Below are 18569 nucleotides of genomic sequence, written 5' to 3' on the forward strand. Positions count from 1 at the left end.
CTTCGAGGCTTGACTGCTGCGATTATCTAATACGAACGCAAGCGTTCGTGCTTGATAACCTTGCACGTCATTGCGCAAGCGCATGACTCAGCGGAAATCAAATGCGAGTCCACAAGTGGCCTCTCGCTTGATTTCCTTGCACGTCATTCTGAGGCGAGGATCGCCGAAGAATCCAGTTAAATCTTGAAATTGCAATAAAGAACCTTCACTGGATCCTTCGCATCTATCGCCACTCTGGATGACGAAAAGAACAATAGCAAACAACCATTGACCAACGACCATTGACTAATGACTACCGACTACTGACTAACCGCCAGCTTCTTTGCAACGGACAAATTCACTACGTATTTCAATACGCCGGCCTCGCCCACTTTTTCAATCGCCAAGCGCAAAATTCCGGCAGCGGCCATCGTATCGTCTAAGGCCCGGTGGTGATTAAAATCCGGCAGCCCCAACGATTCCGTGAGTTTATGCAAACTATAGCTCGGTTGCCCCGGAAACACGCGCCGCGAAAGTTTTACCGTACAAAGCCTCGGCGGATTGAACTTGATGCAACAACGTTTCAGTTCCGAAGTCATGAACTTGCAATCGAACTGCACATTGTGCGCCACGAAAATGCGGTCTTCCAAAAGATGAGCCACATGTTCAGCAATCGCCCCGAACTGCGGCTTTCCATTGACCATCTCGTCGGTAATCCCCGTCAACTCCCGCACAAACGGCGTAATCGGCTGCCCCGGATCCACTAGCGAGTGATACGTTCCAACAACTTCGGGACCGTCCATCAGGACAATCCCTACTTCCATAATTCGATTATCTTCTTTATGACCGCCGGTCGTTTCTAGATCGACTACCGCAAATTTTAACAATGCACGTTACCTAACAGGAATGTCGATATCGAGCGTTTCCAATCCGTCGCGAGCCTGCACACGGGCAAGCAAGACTTTGGATTTCGGGCGACCATAGACCGGTACGACGAGCAAATTGGAGACTCCGCTGAGTTCGCTGGGAACAGCCTCGGTATCATAAGCCGTTTTCGTAAAGATAGGATTTTTGCCGCCATCGTACAAGGAATACGTCAACTTGCGGGGCATTCCCTTCTTAATTTGAGAAGTCTTGACCTGGAAATAAATGTAGCCACCCTTCGGGACCTTTCTCAAGCTGTCCTTGATTTCTTCTTCGGTCGCAAATTCGGCTTCCATCGCAAGCCGCACATTATGGCGAATCCTCTCCGGATTTTCGTACTCGACCATCACGTTGAATTTGGCATCTTCGGGAATGGCGCTTTCGCGGATATCCCGAATTTTAGAATTATTCTGGTAGTATTCCCAGCGACCATTATCGTGCAAAATGACAGTCGCCCCGTTCGAAGCGGTCGCCATGATATCGTCAGCGAAGGAATTCACTGTACAGAAAAAGACAAGAGCTGCCAAAGCCCTTATAATTTTGCTCATTCCACCCATAAATACTCCATTTTTTTGAGAACATCCCGACATCGAACCAAATATACATTCAAAAAAGCCTTTTGTGTGAAAACGTAATTTTTAAAACATTTTTAAAATTTTACATTTGTGATGTCTTACACACCATTATGTCTGGAATAATTCGATTTGCACCAAGTCCCACAGGCTACCTCCACGAAGGCCACTTGCTTTCGGCTCTTTACGTATGGGCTGCTGCTAAGAAATGGGATTTAAAGGTCCACTTGCGAATCGAAGACCACGACCAAAGCCGTGCACGCCCCGCCTACATTGCAGGCATCCGCGAAGATTTAGCGTGGCTCGGGTTCCGCTACGATTCCGAAAGCATCCAAAGCGCTCGAAACTCCATTTACGAGGCGGCCCTCCACAAGCTCGAAGCAAAATCGCTCGTCTATCCGTGCTATTGCAGCCGCAAACAGCTCCAAGAAGAAAACCCCAAGAGCGAAACCGGCGAAATCGTGTATCAGGGGAAGTGTTTTTATAGACGAGAGATGTGGTTCGACAAAAGGTCACTGTGGTTCGACAGGCTCACCAACCTTATGCCGAAGTGCACCAACCTAGATAAAAGGCCAGAGATGAGGGAAAAAAATAAGGACACTGCCTGTGCTGAGCATTGTCGAAGCAAGCCTGCCGAAGTGAACCAAATGGAGCCGCACAACTTGCGATTCATCGTTCCTAACCGTTTTATCGACTGGCACGACTTGCGACTGGGCGATTTCCACGAGAATCCGAAACTCCAGTGTGGCGACTTCCCGATTCGCGACCGCGAAAACCAATGGACGTATCAATTCGCCGTCTGCGTCGATGACATCGACGAAAACATCACGCATATCGTCCGAGGCGAGGATATCCGCAATTCCACAGCCCGACAAATTGCGTTAATGCAAGCTCTTGGGCGCACAAAACTTCCAATTTACTTACATCATCCTTTAATTTTTGACACAAACAATAAAAAACTTTCGAAACGCGAACTCGCCCACAGTTTAAGGCAAGACAAAGAGGCAGGCATCACCCCCGAAATGCTTTTCGGACGCGTCCTCCACAAGGCACTCCACACCGAAAAAAATGCCCCGATTTCACTTAATGATGCGATTTACATCACTATGCAAAGTCTCCCTTAACCAAGAAACCCCAAAAAATTTTATATTCGTGGCATGGCATCAACTTCAATGTCTGCGACAATAGAAAAGATTCGCGAAGAAGCAACAGTGTTTGAGAGTAGGGACCTTCTGCTCTGTTTTTCGCAAAAGAACAAATTTCAATCTCCGTTACTTATTGATTACGGTGACCAGTTTTACGAGACTTGGCTAAAAGAAATTAAGCCGCGAACACTCGCGTCCTTTTTTCCCATTTCTTCAAAATACGACGAAGAACACCAAAAGGCCGATTTGGAAAATTTCCGCAAAATTCTCCAATCCAAAAGGGACGACTTCTGCACCCAAGATTTGTACATGGTGACAGGTTTCGTCAAATGGGGCGAAAAGACTCTCGCACCGGCGTTACTCATTCCATTAGATTACAATTTCGAACATGATACCGTTGCGATATCTTCACGATTCCCCATCGAGAATATCGCCCTCCAGTCGCAAGACCAGAATACCAAATTTCCGGTCGCATCCGACTTCATCAAAAATGACATTTTTGATATTAAAAAGTTTTTTGACACGCTCGAAAAAAAGATTGCCTCAAAGACTGATTGGAAATTCACGCGCAATGGTTGCTGCATCATGTTCTACAGCACCAACAAGCTGCTCCTCAAAAGGAACTTGTCCAACGAAAGCTGGGCAACCGCCAAAGTCGCGAACAACACATTTTTCAACGCCACCATCGGAAACGATGGATTCTTGCCACAGCCGTCTCTTTTTGAAGAAACGACTTACGACCACGTCTTTAATCCGGCGAACCACTACTTCCCTTATACAACCGATTCGCAGACGAACAAGGCGGCCATAGACGCCCTCAACGAGCAAGCGACCGCCTACGCCATACAGACGCTCCCCGGTTCTGACAAATCGAAGCTCGCCGTAAACATCGTTGCTGACCTGGTCCAGCAAAAGAAGAAAGTCTGCGTCATAAGCCGCAGAGCCATTACAAAACTGAATTTCGAAACCGCTTGGAAACCACCGTTCCGTTCGTTCCAAAGTCCTGAACGCGATACGCTCCAAAAGGTATTGAACGAAACTCGTGCAAATTTTGTCGCCTACAACGACTTGGTGAACTATCCCATCAAGCCAAGCGGAGCAAAACTCACAGAACTGCTTGACGAAGTTTCCAAAATCAAACCGATAAAGACAAAGTTTTCTAGCGAAATTTTCAAGAACATCGACAAGGTTCCTTATTCAAAATACAAGTCCATGCTTGCCAGTCTCAAGCAGATGACGCAGCTGTTCTTTGAACAAAACGGAATCGAAGTTTATGACTCGTTCTACGATATTAAAATGCCCGCGTTTTCGCAAGACCGCAAGAGTTCGGTCGGCGAAGACTTGGAGCATGCCAAGGAACTGATTGAAAAGATAAAGCCATTCTTGGAATGTACCAAGAAATCAAACCTCTATCCCTGCGGATTGAAGCTTGCCGACCTTCCAGATTTAATCAATCTTTTCAAGAAAAGTTTCGAAAACGATTTGCCTGGATTTGAAGACTGGAACCTCCATTCCAACGGCTGGGTTGCCTATCAAGACGACTTGATGGACTTGCCCAATGCGGGTGCTCGCTGGTCGAACTACCGCCGCAGGGGTTCCGACGTCTATACGGATAACGCCATAGACGAAAATGTTTTCGACGCACGAAACGAATTTGTAGATAGCCTGAGTTCTACACTCCGAAGTCTCTCGGACCATTACCGCCGGCCCAAGCGATTCTTGCTCACCGTTTTCAAAAATCCCAAGAGCATAATCTCCGACGAAATGTTGGTCGAAAAAATCGATGCGCTCATTGAACTGCAAGATTGCAAGCACAAGTACAAGGATTCCTCAGTCCTTGCCATGCGCCTGTTCGGTAAAGACTGGAAATTTGAAAAGACGGATTGGAAAGAACTTTCAGAAAAAATCCATTCCTTCTACTCGTTCCGTGCAAGGAACAAGAATAGCGAGGACTTCGATCATCTGATCCACGTCCTTGAGCAATGGCACCTCTTCAGGCCATTCGTAGATGAACTGGACGACCTGCTGTCGAACATTGAATTTTTGCAAAAATGCTTACAAACAATAAGCAAGTCTCTGAACTTGGAAGAATCCATCGACAACGATAACGTAGATATTTGGATTGAAAAAATCGAGTCTTGGTCAAGCCATTGGGACGAGCAAGACGTTTACTTGCAACTTTGCGAGCACATGGACAACATCTCTGATTCGCCGTGTGAAAATCTTGCAAATTTCGTAAGAGATTCCAAGAACGCAAACATGGATATAGCCATGGCTTTTGCCCGGACCTGGACCAGCAGCCAGATGCATGCAGTGGCCGCAAAATGCCCTGGGGTGTTCACGACAACATCTAAAAACAGAAAGCAGAAGAGTGCCCAATACAGAGCACTGCTAGACCAGTTCTCCAATGCCAATTTCCGTGAAGCTCATGCGCTCGTCGAAAAGCACCCGCAACTGCTTCAAAGCGTTACTTTGCCACAAACATTCGAACAAGATTTCGGTTCCTTTGACGTGGCTCTGTTCTTAGATGCTGACTGCACGACCATCGCCGAAGCCATGCCAGGAATCAACAATTCCAAAAAGGCCATTCTATTTGGCAACCCTTGTTCGCCATCGTTAGAAAAGCTCCCGATAGATGCCTGCGATACTGAATTATCCCAGCAGTCCATCTTCTTTAAGGACAACATGCTTTCGGCATCGATCCGCAAAGGAATTCCGACTAGAGTTATCGGTTACACGTCGCAATACGCGGATCCGGTTCTTTTTGATTTTGCGAACAAGAACATTTACAACAACGAAATTGTGCAATTTTCAAATTCAACCTTACCCACAAGCAAGTTGCACACCATTAAAGTTGTTCGTAATACAATTTCTGCCATTGCAGAACACGCGCTGTTGCACGCAGCACGGAATTCTAGCCAGACGCTAGGCATCGTGACATTCAATCAAGCGCACTGTGAAGAAATTGAAGCGGAACTTCAAAAGGCTTTAGAAAAGTATCCAGCACAAGCAAAGTTCTTCACACAAGGTAATTTACAGAACAAGTTCTACATTAAGACAATTGAGCGTGCTGTTGATTTGTATCGCGACGTCATTTTCGTCTGCCCTGATATCGAGAGTGCCACAGCCACAACAGGAAGTCGCAAGCTTTCGATTTGCACCACCCTTGCAAAGCAAAAGCTCAGTTTGTTCATGACCAACGAAGATTCAGACAAACTCGCGAATTCCAAACCAGGCTTATTCCAGGAATGGGTGAATCAGCTCAATTCAAAATCGTTACCAGAAGAAAAGTTCGATGAAAACATCATCGAATCGGCTCTTAGCGAACAAATTAAAGATGTATTTAAAGCAGAAGGTATTCCGTTCAAAGAGAGTATAGCGCAAGGCGGCATTCCAATTGGCCCAATCGTCAGTGATGCCTACAATTCCAAACGTTTCCTCGCTGTCATTGAAACCGATTCATGCAATGGACTTTATAAGGAATCCGTTGAAGACCGAGAATACCTGCGTCCGACCACACTTACAAAATTCGGGTGGAACATCTTCTACATTTGGCTTCCGCAATGGAATATATCCCATGCCGATGAAAAGGAAAACCTCATCACGACTATCGCGATTGAGCAAAGCGTTGCACCGCCACAGCAAGACAACGAAGAAAAAAGCGAAGATGCGGACGCACAAACTCAGTCTGCAAGTATCGAGCCTTATGTTGTAGAACATCCGCCTATCGAAGGGACTGCCGACGACTTGCCCATTTTGGAACTTTCGGCAAGTCAACTCATCCAGCAGTTGAAGTTCTATGTCGATCACGAAAGCCCTATCCACTGCGAACTCTTGTTGCAAAGGATTCTGGACCTGCACCATATCGAACGTGTCGGTCCAAAGATGAATTCTGTCTTGACCGAGACCATCAAGCAAGCCTTGCACGAGAAGCAGTTTATCAAGACTGGGCAATTCTTCTACTCGCTTTCGAACAAGGAAGTAAAGATTCGCGACCGATCCAAGAGGCCCGACAACGAACGCAAGTTGGCTTACGTGTCCCCAGAAGAACGCGCACTGTACAAATCCTCATTCGACGAAAGCAGCATCAAGCAATCGTTGGGAGTGGTGTAGTCGTTAGACGATAGACTATAGACTATAGACGAAAGGTCAAAGCAAACTGTCATCCCGGCCTCTGTGCCGGGATCAGTTGTTTATGGAAAAACACAGGCCCCGGCCCTTCGGCATGGTTCGGCAGGCTCACCAACCGAGCTCAGGGACCTTAATCCGGGGTGACATCACTTCAGAAAATTGTCATGCCAGACCCTGTTCCGGCATCGGCTGTTTAGCACATTCAATCATTTCTTTTGTAACACCAATCTGTGCGGACAAATCAATCCATTCCGCATTTTTGCTATTCACAAGGTTAAACTTCCATAGACGTTTATAACGTTTGAGTTGTTTTTCTCTTTTAATTGCATCCTCAACATTCGTGAATGTTTCAAAATACACAAGCTTATTCACATTGTATTCGCTCGTAAAACCTTTCACATAGTGCGTTTTATGCTCTATCATTCGACGAATCAAATCATTTGTCACACCGACATAAAACGTTAGGTTGTTGCTTGTCGTTAAAAGATATACGTAATAATTATGTTGCCTCATAAAAACAACGTACAAAAAAACAGGCCCCGGAACGGAGTCCGGGGTGACATCACTTCAGCAAACTGTCATCCCGGCCTCTGTGCCGGGATCAGTTGTTACCGATAGAAAGCTGGCCCCGGCCCTTCGGCATGGTTCGGCAGGCTCACCAACCGAGCTCAGGGACCTTAATCCGGGGTGACATCACTTCAAAATATACAACAAAGAGTAGGCGAATTGCCTACTCTTTGTTTTTATGATAAAAGCGATTATCGAATTTTTACGACGAAAGCGTTGATGTTGTACGCAGAAAGTTCACGTGCTTTGTCTTCGGCAACTTTGCGCTTATTCCATCCACCGCCGCGAAGCTTATAGAACGGCGTATCGAAGACCACCTGAATGGTATAACCGGTACTCGCAGTAAGCTGCGCCTTACGTCTCTGGGCGGCATCAAAATCGCCGACAGCTTCGAACTGGAGCATGTAGAACCCATCAGACTTGTCATTCTTGCCCGAAACCTTAGCAGGAATAGCAGAATTGCTTGTCGTATCGCGGAGCGATGCACTAAGCGAGGGCTTGTACTCATTACCGCGGAAAAGAGAATCTAAATCAGTTGGCGATCCGGCCCAAGCCAATGCGCACAACGAAGCTGCAATTAAAATCTTACGCATGTAGCAAAATATAGAAAAACATAGAGAATAGAGCAGTACATTCCTGCATCCAAAACAGTCTCTAGCCGGAATGAAATCTGTGAGGGGATCTTCACTGGATCCTTCGCAGGGCTCAGGATGACACGCTGTAATACAAAAAGCCTCCCCAAAGGGAGGCTTCTTGAAATTCTAAGAAAGATGACTAATTAGTTGCTCTTTTCAACATTGAAGCTTCCAATCACACTTGTATTGTGGCGGACGCCCCACATTTCAGTCTTATCGTTCTTGTTCTTCTTGCCGATAGAACCAAGCTGTACATAAGACTTCAACTTGGAAACGAAAGCACCAGTACCCACAAGACGATCACTGTCACCCTTCATGTTCCACAAGATGAAGAAGTTCTTCGGCTTATCAACACAGTTGGAACCACCGAAATAATGCCTACCGTACTCGTTATAGTTCTTATTGTCATCGCAATAAATACGTCTCTTATAAGTCAAGGCATGTGATCCAAGATTGGTGAAGAGCTGAATTTCAAAGTTAAAGAAGACCTTTTCATACCCTTCTTGTGCAATCTTTTTCTGCGTTGTAGTGTCAGCCACAATCAAGGCACTCATGTCGCTCTTGACAAACCAGCCATGCGGCACATAACCGTACTTAGCAAGAGCTGTATCAACAGTAATATCCTTGTTGATTAAAGCCTTCTTGAAATCGCCTTCATCCTTATAAGCATCGAAGGTAAGCACTTCAACAGACGGAAGATTTGCAGTCGCAACCGTAGGCGGAATTGCATCATAACCCGTCGGAACAAGTCTTACTGCGTAGGCGCTCACGTCACCCGTAATCAAAACCCACGGAGACGGAACACGAGCATTCGGATCAGAGTCATAAGGCGGAGCGATATTCCAATTCACACCATCAGCCATACGGAGCGTATCAGCACCCAACGAATCAACCGACTTGTAATCAGACTGATCCATCACAACACCGATACCGTTAACACCTCTAAAGTGGATGTAATCGCCAGCCTGCGGGAACGCGGTCTTCTGGCTGTAAATAAAGGTGTGCATAACATCAAGCTTTTCAGGCAGAGAAACGCCATTGGCAAGCGAAATGCTATTTTCGAAATGGTGATCCTTACCGGCATTGATGTAGAATGAGAATACTGCATCACCCTGAGTAGAAGATACCTTAGCAATCTTTTCAGAGAATTCTACCTTCAACTGAGCATTCATACCATTAGCGGTGTCGGTAATCGCTCTTGCAGAGACGATAATCGGAGCGATACGGTCATAGATAATGCTCGGATAATCCTTCGTGACAGAAGATCCACGAGAGGTGAAGGTCGCCCAAGACTTAAGTTTACCCGTTCCAGATGTTTTCACATCCGACGAGAGCTTCTTGCCCCAGAGAGAAATTCTACCCAAGCAAAGCGTATCAGCCAACCCAGCCTTAGCACCGCAAGTAACACCCTTACTAATATCAGCAGCATCGAACTTTACCAAAGAGTCCTTAGAACCCTTCAAGTCGTCCCAGTAAACAAAGACTGAATCCGGGAGAGAGTCCTTATGGAAATAACGATGGTAGTAAATAACCAGAGAATCGCCAATACCGTCGAGATATTCCTGTTCCGGCACATAATACGGAGTCGGGACATTTATATCGCTAGCCATTTTTTCGCCATGCGTATCAAAGATATCTGCAAACAGCGGTGTCGGGACCGGCGGTTCAGAGAACTGAAGGTTGTTGTAAGTAGCCTGCATAAGGGCCGGATTCGGACCTGTGATATGAAGCGTTGCAGCACCACGGCAACTGGGCGCATTGCACTTTTCATAGACCAAGGAAGACTGAACCCAAACTGTTGCACGACCATTTTCAACATTGGTACCAGAAATGACATTCAAACCAGGAGAAGTCTTGGAACCCTTCGTAATCGGGAAATTGCAAAGTTCGCCGCACGGAGAATCGTCACCGTTGAGAGCGACTATGTAGAACGGATAAGCAGAACCTCTCAAACGAGTCTCTTTCGGAGGTTCCGGATCGCCGGAGACCAACTTGTAAGTAGAATCGGTTTCCACAAACACAAGACGCGGCACAAAGAACTTGATATCAGCCTTGTTAGAACCACCCCTTACGCCGATAGTAGCCGTTTCAACAGCAGATTCCATATCATCAAACGGAATCGTGGCATAAATAGTGTCAAGACCAGATTCTCCGATAGTAGTTCCTTCAGAAGGATTTAACGGAACCGGCGTGCCATTTTGCACCTTGTATAAAACAACCTTCGGATTGCTGACCGTCAAGGTATAAGACTGATTTGCAGAAGCCATCATTTCAAGAGGATCCGTGCAACCATTAGCATTACAAGGATCAGTAATAGAGGCTATATAAAGCGGAATCATCTGCTTGATGTCCGGAGTACCGTCTTCGTTCGGAGAAGAAGCCATTGCCTGAGACTTGAATTGATGCAAGAATCCCTTATTACCATCAACATCTATAGGAATAGCATCGCGGTTTGCAACACCAAGTTTACCCTTGAGGTTTACTTCGATGGCCTTCATGTCGCCACCAATCTTAACAATGAGATAGAATTTACCACTTCCAAGCGAAGCGGCCAACAAGCTATCGTTGATAACCGGAGCGTATGGTTTAGTAACATCTATACCACCTCTAGCCTGAACTGGATCAGCTTCAAAGTCAGCTTCGGTAATCTTGACTTTAGTAGGATCTTGTCCTGTCTTATCCTGGGTAAAGACGAAAGTAATCTTTTCTTTAATTTTATCATCACACGTGAGTTCTTCTCCAGCAGAACCACCCAAAGCTGCAGCGCAAGAACCATTGCCGGACTTTTTGTAGCAAATCTTGAAGTGGTTGTTGCCATGAAGGATGTAATCTTGTGTATCTTGCTTACCTTCGGCCATAATACCGGTCGTCTGTTCAATGAACATGTTCGTCTTGATACGGACGTTACTCATCGTCGTACGGCGGTCGCAGAAGTAGATATCGATATCAAAAGACCTACCACCAATAGAATCAAGACCATAACCGTTTTTCTTCATGAAATAGTCCACATCCACATAGCCCGGAGCAGCAAGATGCGTACCGCCAAGATCAACTGCGAGCTTTCTATCGATAAAGACCCAAATATCATCGTCACCGCGGAAGTTGAACTTGAGGCCCGGTTTGTAACGGAAACTTGCATGAGATTCGAAGCAGAAGTGCTGGTTACGGCCACCATTGACACTCTTTGAATCTTCAGTCGATTCCCAACGACCTGTTTCAGTTCCCTTCGATTCACTACCGTTCGAATAGAACGGCCAGCCTTCTGGTGCACTACCCTTGTCGTTGCAGCTCCAGCCAAAGACACAAGCATCTTGACCCACCGTACCAATTTTCAAATCGCTATTTATACGCGAAGTCGTACCATCGCCATCGGCAAAGAGGCCTTCGCAATCAACGGTTACCCCCTTCTTTTCGGGCCAACCCGGTCCTTTACAATAAACGTCAATCTTTGGCAGCTGTTCCGTCGGATCATTGGCGCGGAGCAGCGGTCCATAGAACACCGGACCTTGAGCCCAACGCTTGGTACGAGCCTTCGGGGCTGGAGTCTGAGTAGAATCCGCTGCGAGAATATCAGCATTTGTTGTAGCTTCAACCGGATAGAAGCCACCTTGAACAGGTGTTTTGAGGCCTGGGCTAGTAAAGTAATCAGAGTCAAATTCCCACTTGCCGTCTTTTGCACGAGTGAAAGTCATGTCATAGCAAGACATTTCGTTCACACCCTTCGTCATGTTGAACATCTGGTCGAAAGTCGCTTGACTCAAGAAACACTTTTCACCATCAGCGGTAAGCTTCATTTTCTTCTTGCCATTTTCAATAGCAAGAGTCGATTGCACAAGCCCTTGACGAACACCGATACAACTGTAAATAGCCTTTTGTGACTCCGATCTCGTCTGGCAACCATCACGGCCTTCGTCAGCATTTTCTTGATAGCAAGAGAACAACGGATGTAAATCAGCATCGGTATCGTAGATAACGGCAGCGAGATTATACGAGCAGTTACCAACGGCACCAGACGGCTGCGTCGCAGACCAACCATAAGTGTCACCACCAAGAGCATCCGCTTGAATCTGGTCTGCCAAGAAATACACGGCACCATGGTAGCTCGGATCCTGCTGGAAAAGATCAAACAAGTCCGCCAACACAATCGGTTCGGCAGCTTGATCTTCATTCAAGGCCTTTTCGCCGCCCATACCGATGGCGCCATTCAATTCCTTATCATCGTCTCTGTGAATAATCACGCTCGACGGAAGAGCCTTGTCGATTTTTCCATCGAGAATATAGCGCCTATAATACCATCCGCAATGGTCGTTATCGACATACATTTCATGGTCAACGCCATCTTCCTTGATCATCGGCGTAGAGCTTTTCCAAGTCGTATTATCCGGCAAGAATACATAGAAATCCTTGATGTCCGGTTTTGACGTGGTTATATAAACTTGACCTTCTTTCTTGATATCCGGATGTTCCTGGATCCAAATTTCACCATTGGACCCAATATCAGAACACTTAAAGCCCTCGACACGAGCGTTATTCGGTTTTACATTGATGCCATTTCTCGTAACGCACACACCGTCGTTACAGTCGTTCTTTCTAACACCGTTAATGAAGAAATAGGCATCATCATTGGTCTTAGTGCTACCAAGATCTATTACGGTCCAACCATTATCCGCTAACCTGGGATTTGGGAATGGTTCCGCATTTCCACCAATCATCAAATATGCGCTTGTCCAGCCGTCTGGGAGCTTAAAGTGGATTACAGGCGAACAAACGTCATTGCTCGATTCTGATTTTTTCAAGTCTGCCCAAGCTCCCGTAACTCCTCCAACAAGGAGCAGACCTAGCATCATTGCAACACTATGCAAAGCGTTATAACGTGTTTTCATATATTTCATCCATTTGGTTTTTAAAGCCAATGAGGCAAACAAAAAGACCGGCCTTCTTATAAGCCACACCGTAATGAAATCTAAATTTTTAATTTGGAAAAAGAAATTTTTTCTTGTAAAGAATTGTGAAAAAAAATTTATATAAGGAAATATACCGTTTAAATCACAATTTCTTAACATGTTTTGTAAATTTTGAGTTACAAACAAGCTAAAGTAATTTTAAGTTTACATTCTCACCGTGATATAGACTGTATCATGGGTGTATTGTATAGAAAAGAGGGTATGAGCACGGAATGGTTCGGCAAGCTCACCAACCTAAATCCGGGGTGACAGATGTGAGAAGTACCGTGTAAGCGAGAGTCGCAACCAACGACTAATGACCAACGACCAAGGACTATTGACTAACAACCAATGACCAATAACCAAAAAAGGACTTATATTTGCAGTGTGTCCGCGATCACGCGAGGGAGTTTTATGGAAGACGAAACCATCATGAGTAACGACAATACCATCCAGTTCGAACAGATGGTGGTCCATCCGCATTTAATAGTCCTGTATCCGCAAACTCAGTTTGCTCAGATTCCGCTTGAAAGGGGGACCGTGGTTCTCGGTCGTGGTCAAGATGCAGATATCCGCTTCGAAGACGAACTGGTAAGCCGTAGGCACTGCGCCTTATCATTCGATGGCGGGAGTGTCACCGTAGAAGACTTGAACAGCACAAACGGAACATTCGTTGACGGGAACTTCGTCCACAGGCAGATTCTCAATTCCGACAACAGGCTCCAGATTGGCCGCATGGTCTTGAAAGTCGCCTACAAAGATCCGAGTGAAGAAGCGTTCAGCCGCGAACTGTACGAAGCAGCGACAAAGGACCCGCTCACAGGCATTTTGAACCGTCAAGCATTCATGGACCGTTCCGCAGGTGAGTTAGTCTTCGCTCGTCGCAACAACACGTTCGTCCACGTTGTAATGATCGATGTCGATAATTTCAAACATGTGAACGACACTTGGGGGCACCCTTGCGGCGACTTGGTTTTGAAAGAAGTCTCACGGCTTTTGAACGACGAAAAGCGCGACTCCGACTTGCTCGCCCGCTACGGCGGAGAAGAATTTCTGTTACTCATGAACGGAATTACGCCCGAAGACGCAAAGAAACGGGCCGAAAAGCTACGCTCGACTGTCGAGCGGCATATCTTCGCATGGATGGATTCCGTAATTCCAGTGACGATTTCCCTTGGGCTAGCTTCGCGTCAAGGCGTGAATATCGCCCAAATTAATGAACTCATTACTGAAAGCGACAAACTGTTATACGTTGCCAAGAATAACGGCAAAAATCAAGTAGCGGTTTAGAAGGTTTCGTATCTGTAATTAGAACCGTGTAAGCCGGCCCCGGAACTGGTCCGGGGTGACATCGCAAAGTGGCCGGGGTGACAAGAGCACAATTCCGCCCCCCTATAATAAAAACCTTAAACATAGCTCGCTAGAACTGCGACCGGATTCTTCCGCTTCGCGTCAGGACGTTCCTAAAATCTAATACTCCAAAGAACTTGCACTGGGGAGGTCATTTTTCTATCTTTGGCGCCGATGAGTGAATTTTACTCCGAACGCCTTAATTCTTTTGGCACAGCAAGCATCCCGAAGCTTGTCTTGCAGTTTTCAGTTCCCGCCATCATCAGCATGTGCGTGAACGCACTATATAATATAGTCGATCGCTTTTTCGTAGGACAAGGCGTCGGGAGCCTCGGCATCGCAGGCATCACGCTCTGCTTCCCGATTTGTTTGTTCATTATGGCGTTGTCGATGATGGTCGGCGTCGGCGGAAACACGCTTTTCGCGATTCGTCTCGGACAAAAGAAGTACATCCAAGCTAGCATTATTCTGAACAACTCGTTTTCGCTATTGATTATCATGGCGATTCTCGCCTTTACGTTCGGTGAAATTTTCATGACGCCGCTCTTGAAATTATTCGGAGCCAGCGAACAGACGCTTCCCGTTGCCGAAAGCTACATGCGCATTTTGCTGTGCGGTGCCGTTTTCCAGACGATCGCACCCGGCATGAACCACTTTATCCGCTCGATGGGACACCCCAAAACCGCCATGTTCCGCGAAATTGCAGGCGCTGTCAGCAACATCGTTTTGGACTGGCTGTTCATCATGAAATTCCACTGGGGAATCGAAGGGGCCGCATGGGCAACAGTTTGTTCGCAACTAATCGCAAGCAGCCTGATTACGCAGTTCTTTGTCAAAAAATCCTCGCCCATCAAGATTCGCTGGCGCCACATGAAGCTGCACATCGCCTATGTCCGCAAGATTTACATTCTTGGGTTGCCGCCATCCGTGATGCAGATTTGCAACAGTCTCATGAACGCGATTCTTGCGTGGAGCCTCACGACTTACGGTAACATAAGTGTCAAGCCCACCGGAGAACTTTCAGGCGGAGACTTGGCGATTTCGGCATTCGGCATTATCAACAGCATCGTCTCGATTATCGTGCTTCCGCTTTTGGGATTTGTCCACGGAACGCAGCCCATCATCGGCTACAATTATGGAGCAAGGCTCAACAACCGCGTCAAGGAAACGCTCAAGTTCTCGTTCATTTACGCCGGTGCGTTCATGTTCCTCTGCTGGGGAGCCGTGATGTGGCAAGCCGAAGCTTTCGTCGCCCCCTTTGCCCCCAAGGACCTCGAATTGCAGGAACTCACCGCTTGGACCATGAGAATCTTCACGGCGGCATTCTTCATGATTCCCTTCGGCATGCTGGCAGGCAATTTCTTCCAGGGAACTGGAAAAGCGCTCAGGGCGATGTTCCTCAACGCTTGCCGCCAAGTGATTCTATTGATTCCGTTCCTGCTGATTCTGCCGCACTTCTTTGAGCTGAAGGGCGTGTTCATGGCACAGCCTATCGCCGACACGGGTGCCGCGATCATTGGCATGGCGATGCTGATGCACGAACTCAAGAAGCTGAAGTAAATCTATTTCGGAAGCAAAAAGTTCATTTTCGGAACGGCATAAACAAATTAAAACCCAGTCTAATGTCTTTTTTCTAAGATGTTCAGGGCCTTTTCGATGATGTCCGGCGATAGCTTGAAGATGTCGCTGAGGGTCTTTACGCGGTCGGCAGGGGCGATTTTGGTCATCTGCGAGCCGGTTGCGTTACGGACAACGAGGTTTCCTTTTTGGTAATAATACTGAACGCCTTTTTCGCGGTCGAGGCGGTTGAGAACCGGGTACGTCATCATTTCGCGGTAGAAACTTTCGTTCCAGTGGTGTTTGAATTCCTCGACGGAGACGCCTTCGACGGGATATTCGAAGCGGAGTTTCATGGGAGCGCCAGCGCCGCCGGTCCAGAGTTCCATGGATTCGAGCGTCGGACGCACAAGGCGGACGCAGTTCGGGGAAAGCGGAAAGAAGGCTTCGCCCGTGCCGAACGGCTGCGGGAGTGGCATGGGAAGCGGTTCGAAAATCAAGTAACCGGGATCGAGGAGATAGGAGGTATGGGCTATGAAGTCGCTCCCTTCGGTCGCTTTGGGGTATGGGGTGTCAGACGAAAGACGAGAGACTAGAGACGAGAGAGGTGAATGCTGCGAGGGGGTTTTGCAAGAATCCGGCCCCGGCACAGGGGCCGGGGTGACAGCGTTATAAAGAGGCGAACGCAGCGCAGTGTCATCCTGAGCGGAAAGCCGCAGGCTTGGAGTCGAAGGATCTGGGTCGGGCAGGATGAGGGCGCAATGGATGTTCCGTTCTTTGCGCTTGTGTCCCATGACAAGACGCGGCTTGAAGCCCATATCGGTGAGGGCCTGATAGAGATGCCACGTCATGCTGAAGCATGTGCCGCCGCCCATCCAAGAATCAATGTCATTTTGGTCGCTGTCGTCGAGTTTGCGGGCGCCAGTGGCGCTACCCGTCTGTTCGAGGCGAATAATTTTCGTCAAATTCTCGTAGGTGATATTCGAAATCTGGTTGCAGAGATCAACCACCTTTTTCATGTTTTCGGGAGACATTGTACAGGCTTTAGGTTTTAGGTATTAGGGGTTAGGAAGATGACCAAATCAATCATAATCGGCAGGAATACCGCCGAGCATGTCGCAGATTTCAGGGCCGATGATTCCATCTTGGATTGCAATAGAAAGAATCCGCTGTTCAAGTTCCTCTGGCGGATAGCGAAGGCCAGAGCCACCCTCCCCCGCCTCTTGCACAAGGAGTTCGGCGAGTGCAGCATGCAAAGCAAGTGACGTATCGATGTACTTGAGGTGCGTCGGTTCTTCGAGGATAAAATTCAACGGTCCCTTGGCGTTGAGCACGCGTTCTGCCGGAATAGCTTCGCCATATTCATCTTCTACACCCATGTTCGCAAGAATCGCTGTAGTCGAAAGAAGCGGTTCTTGAAGTTCCGGGGCCGCAAGAGCATTTTTCACGCCAGTTGCCGTCACCACAAAATCGGAAGCGTAAATCAGCGAAGAAACGACTTCATAGTCATGGCAATCGACAACTTCGACTCCATTCTGCAAAAGTATCGAGGAAAAGTCTCCCGCAGGCATTTTTTCTGACGCCTCGGAATCCGGCGTTGCAGAATCCACCGAAGCTGAAGCCACCGGAGTCTTATCCGTCAAAGAAGTAGCCGAATCCGCTGGATTTGCAGAATTTTGAGCATCCGAACGCGACAAATCCGTCACGACGGTAACGTTACAGCCTCGACGCACGCCTAGAAGCGCAATTCCAGAACCGACTTTGCCGCTGCCAAAGACTAACAGACGCCGACCCTCGAAATTCTTCCCGGACTCATTCCCTGAGTCATCAAACACTGTTTTGGCAAAACCGAGCTTTTCAAGTGCACGAAAATAGCCATCCCCCGTCCCAAGCGAAGTTTCTATCCGCTTGACGATGCCGCTATCGGCTACATAAACAGGTTTTTCTGCATCTTTATAATACTGCACGCCTGAACGCGTGAGTTCAACAAAGCCAATTTTAGGATGCAGCCCCGCAAAAGGGCCCGCACAGTCAAGCACCAAATCGACGAATTCTCCGCGAGATTCCGCTTCAAGCATTTCTGCAGGAGTCACGACCGGAACGTCGTTATCCTTCAAAAATTCGACAATTTCTCTATCGTTCATGCCGGAAAAACCGACCAAAAGTGTCGCCCCGCCCGCTAAAAGTGCACGATATTGCGTCATTGTATTGCGGTAAATCGGAGTCGCCACAAGCACGCGAAGGCCATCGAACGGGCGTTTAACCGCCCATTCAGCTTCAAGAGCGGCGAGAGCCGGGTATTCATTCGGCAAATAAGCTTCATCAAGAACGGAAGAGAAAATCGTCAATATATCCATGTTAAGAAATATAAGAATTTAGTGAGTAAATGTTGACTTGTAAATGTTTGTTGGTAAAAGTTAACTGGAAGATGGCGGCTAAGGGACGGCGGCGGTAGATGGCAGCTGAGTAATGGCGAATGCTTGACGTCGGCTGGGGGATGACTGGGCAAATGTGAGATGCACTGTTGCTTTTTTTCCGTGTTTTTTTCATTGTTTTACATACTAAACTCTCCGAAACAGTCTTTTAGTATGCAAAATGGAAATTGTTAATTTATTCGATTACATACTAAAAGAGAAAATTGACGTTTTAGTATGTAAAAAAGAGAGTCAAAGCATTCCAAAAAGCACATTAAATGGCATTTTTGCTTTTCTAAAGCCTCGAAAAGCCCTCAAAACATCTTTTTAGATGCCGAAATTACATACTAAG

12 protein-coding genes are annotated in these 18569 nt (G+C 47.1%); 4 read left to right on the forward strand and 8 right to left on the reverse strand.

Features of this window, described 5'->3' with window-relative positions:
• Positions 1-87: 87 nt before the first annotated feature.
• The 3 genes from IKG78_RS07150 to IKG78_RS07160 are packed head-to-tail and all read right to left on the reverse strand — an operon-like array spanning position 88 to position 1460.
• Positions 88-282, reverse strand: coding sequence for a hypothetical protein (locus IKG78_RS07150; RefSeq protein ID WP_290941575.1), 195 nt, complete (start codon positions 280-282; stop codon positions 88-90).
• A 17-nt stretch (positions 283-299) separates the two neighbouring features.
• The gene (locus IKG78_RS07155) at positions 300-866 is read right to left on the reverse strand and encodes a 3'-5' exonuclease (protein WP_290941578.1); all 567 of its coding nucleotides are present in this window, start codon (positions 864-866) and stop codon (positions 300-302) included.
• Positions 867-872: 6 nt separating this feature from the next.
• On the reverse strand, positions 873-1460 hold the full coding sequence (locus IKG78_RS07160) for a hypothetical protein (RefSeq protein ID WP_290941581.1): 588 nt from the start codon (positions 1458-1460) through the stop codon (positions 873-875).
• Positions 1461-1588: 128 nt separating this feature from the next.
• On the opposite strand from IKG78_RS07160, the gene IKG78_RS07165 reads away from it, so the two are divergent.
• Together IKG78_RS07165 and IKG78_RS07170 are read left to right on the forward strand one after the other, a co-directional pair.
• Positions 1589-2599, forward strand: coding sequence for a glutamate--tRNA ligase family protein (locus IKG78_RS07165; protein ID WP_290941583.1), 1011 nt, complete (start codon positions 1589-1591; stop codon positions 2597-2599).
• Between the two features lie 33 nt (positions 2600-2632).
• Entirely contained in the window at positions 2633-6733 is a 4101-nt protein-coding gene (locus IKG78_RS07170; protein ID WP_290941585.1) for a DUF3320 domain-containing protein, read from the forward strand.
• A gap of 180 nt (positions 6734-6913) precedes the next feature.
• On the opposite strand, the gene IKG78_RS07175 is transcribed toward IKG78_RS07170, so the two are convergent.
• The 3 genes from IKG78_RS07175 to IKG78_RS07185 all read right to left on the reverse strand — a co-directional run bounded on the left by IKG78_RS07175 (position 6914) and on the right by IKG78_RS07185 (position 12836).
• On the reverse strand, positions 6914-7264 hold the full coding sequence (locus tag IKG78_RS07175) for a GIY-YIG nuclease family protein (RefSeq protein WP_290941588.1): 351 nt from the start codon (positions 7262-7264) through the stop codon (positions 6914-6916).
• Positions 7265-7509: 245 nt separating this feature from the next.
• Entirely contained in the window at positions 7510-7911 is a 402-nt protein-coding gene (locus IKG78_RS07180) for an SPOR domain-containing protein (RefSeq protein ID WP_290941591.1), read from the reverse strand.
• Positions 7912-8096: 185 nt separating this feature from the next.
• The gene (locus IKG78_RS07185; protein ID WP_290941593.1) at positions 8097-12836 is read right to left on the reverse strand and encodes a fibro-slime domain-containing protein; all 4740 of its coding nucleotides are present in this window, start codon (positions 12834-12836) and stop codon (positions 8097-8099) included.
• A gap of 474 nt (positions 12837-13310) precedes the next feature.
• Between IKG78_RS07185 and IKG78_RS07190 the strand changes: the two genes are divergently transcribed.
• Both IKG78_RS07190 and IKG78_RS07195 read left to right on the forward strand, forming a co-directional pair.
• Positions 13311-14186 carry a GGDEF domain-containing protein gene (locus IKG78_RS07190; RefSeq protein WP_290941597.1) on the forward strand — a complete coding sequence of 292 codons (876 nt, stop codon included), beginning with the start codon at positions 13311-13313 and terminating at the stop codon, positions 14184-14186.
• A gap of 234 nt (positions 14187-14420) precedes the next feature.
• On the forward strand, positions 14421-15806 hold the full coding sequence (locus IKG78_RS07195) for an MATE family efflux transporter (RefSeq protein ID WP_290941600.1): 1386 nt from the start codon (positions 14421-14423) through the stop codon (positions 15804-15806).
• Between the two features lie 59 nt (positions 15807-15865).
• Here the strand turns inward: IKG78_RS07195 and IKG78_RS07200 are convergent, their stop codons facing one another.
• Together IKG78_RS07200 and IKG78_RS07205 are read right to left on the reverse strand one after the other, a co-directional pair.
• Positions 15866-16837 (reverse strand): hypothetical protein, encoded by a 972-nt coding sequence (locus IKG78_RS07200; RefSeq protein WP_290941602.1) that lies wholly within the window; start codon positions 16835-16837, stop codon positions 15866-15868.
• A 48-nt stretch (positions 16838-16885) separates the two neighbouring features.
• Positions 16886-18160, reverse strand: a complete 1275-nt coding sequence (locus IKG78_RS07205; protein ID WP_290941604.1) for an adenosylhomocysteinase — start codon at positions 18158-18160, stop codon at positions 16886-16888.
• Positions 18161-18569 lie beyond the last annotated feature (409 nt).

Origin of the sequence: Fibrobacter sp. (assembly GCF_017545445.1) — a bacterium.
GTDB lineage: Bacteria > Fibrobacterota > Fibrobacteria > Fibrobacterales > Fibrobacteraceae > Fibrobacter.

Bases quoted from the DNA above. Each gene is read 5' to 3' on its own strand.
- IKG78_RS07150 (WP_290941575.1), bottom strand. From the start codon at position 282: ATGGTCGTTGGTCAATGGTTGTTTGCTATTGTTCTTTTCGTCATCCAG.
- IKG78_RS07160 (WP_290941581.1), bottom strand. From the start codon at position 1,460: ATGGGTGGAATGAGCAAAATTATAAGGGCTTTGGCAGCTCTTGTCTTT.
- IKG78_RS07165 (WP_290941583.1), top strand. From the start codon at position 1,589: ATGTCTGGAATAATTCGATTTGCACCAAGTCCCACAGGCTACCTCCAC.
- IKG78_RS07170 (WP_290941585.1), top strand. From the start codon at position 2,633: ATGGCATCAACTTCAATGTCTGCGACAATAGAAAAGATTCGCGAAGAA.
- IKG78_RS07175 (WP_290941588.1), bottom strand. From the start codon at position 7,264: ATGAGGCAACATAATTATTACGTATATCTTTTAACGACAAGCAACAAC.
- IKG78_RS07180 (WP_290941591.1), bottom strand. From the start codon at position 7,911: ATGCGTAAGATTTTAATTGCAGCTTCGTTGTGCGCATTGGCTTGGGCC.
- IKG78_RS07185 (WP_290941593.1), bottom strand. From the start codon at position 12,836: ATGAAAACACGTTATAACGCTTTGCATAGTGTTGCAATGATGCTAGGT.
- IKG78_RS07190 (WP_290941597.1), top strand. From the start codon at position 13,311: ATGGAAGACGAAACCATCATGAGTAACGACAATACCATCCAGTTCGAA.
- IKG78_RS07195 (WP_290941600.1), top strand. From the start codon at position 14,421: ATGAGTGAATTTTACTCCGAACGCCTTAATTCTTTTGGCACAGCAAGC.
- IKG78_RS07200 (WP_290941602.1), bottom strand. From the start codon at position 16,837: ATGTCTCCCGAAAACATGAAAAAGGTGGTTGATCTCTGCAACCAGATT.
- IKG78_RS07205 (WP_290941604.1), bottom strand. From the start codon at position 18,160: ATGGATATATTGACGATTTTCTCTTCCGTTCTTGATGAAGCTTATTTG.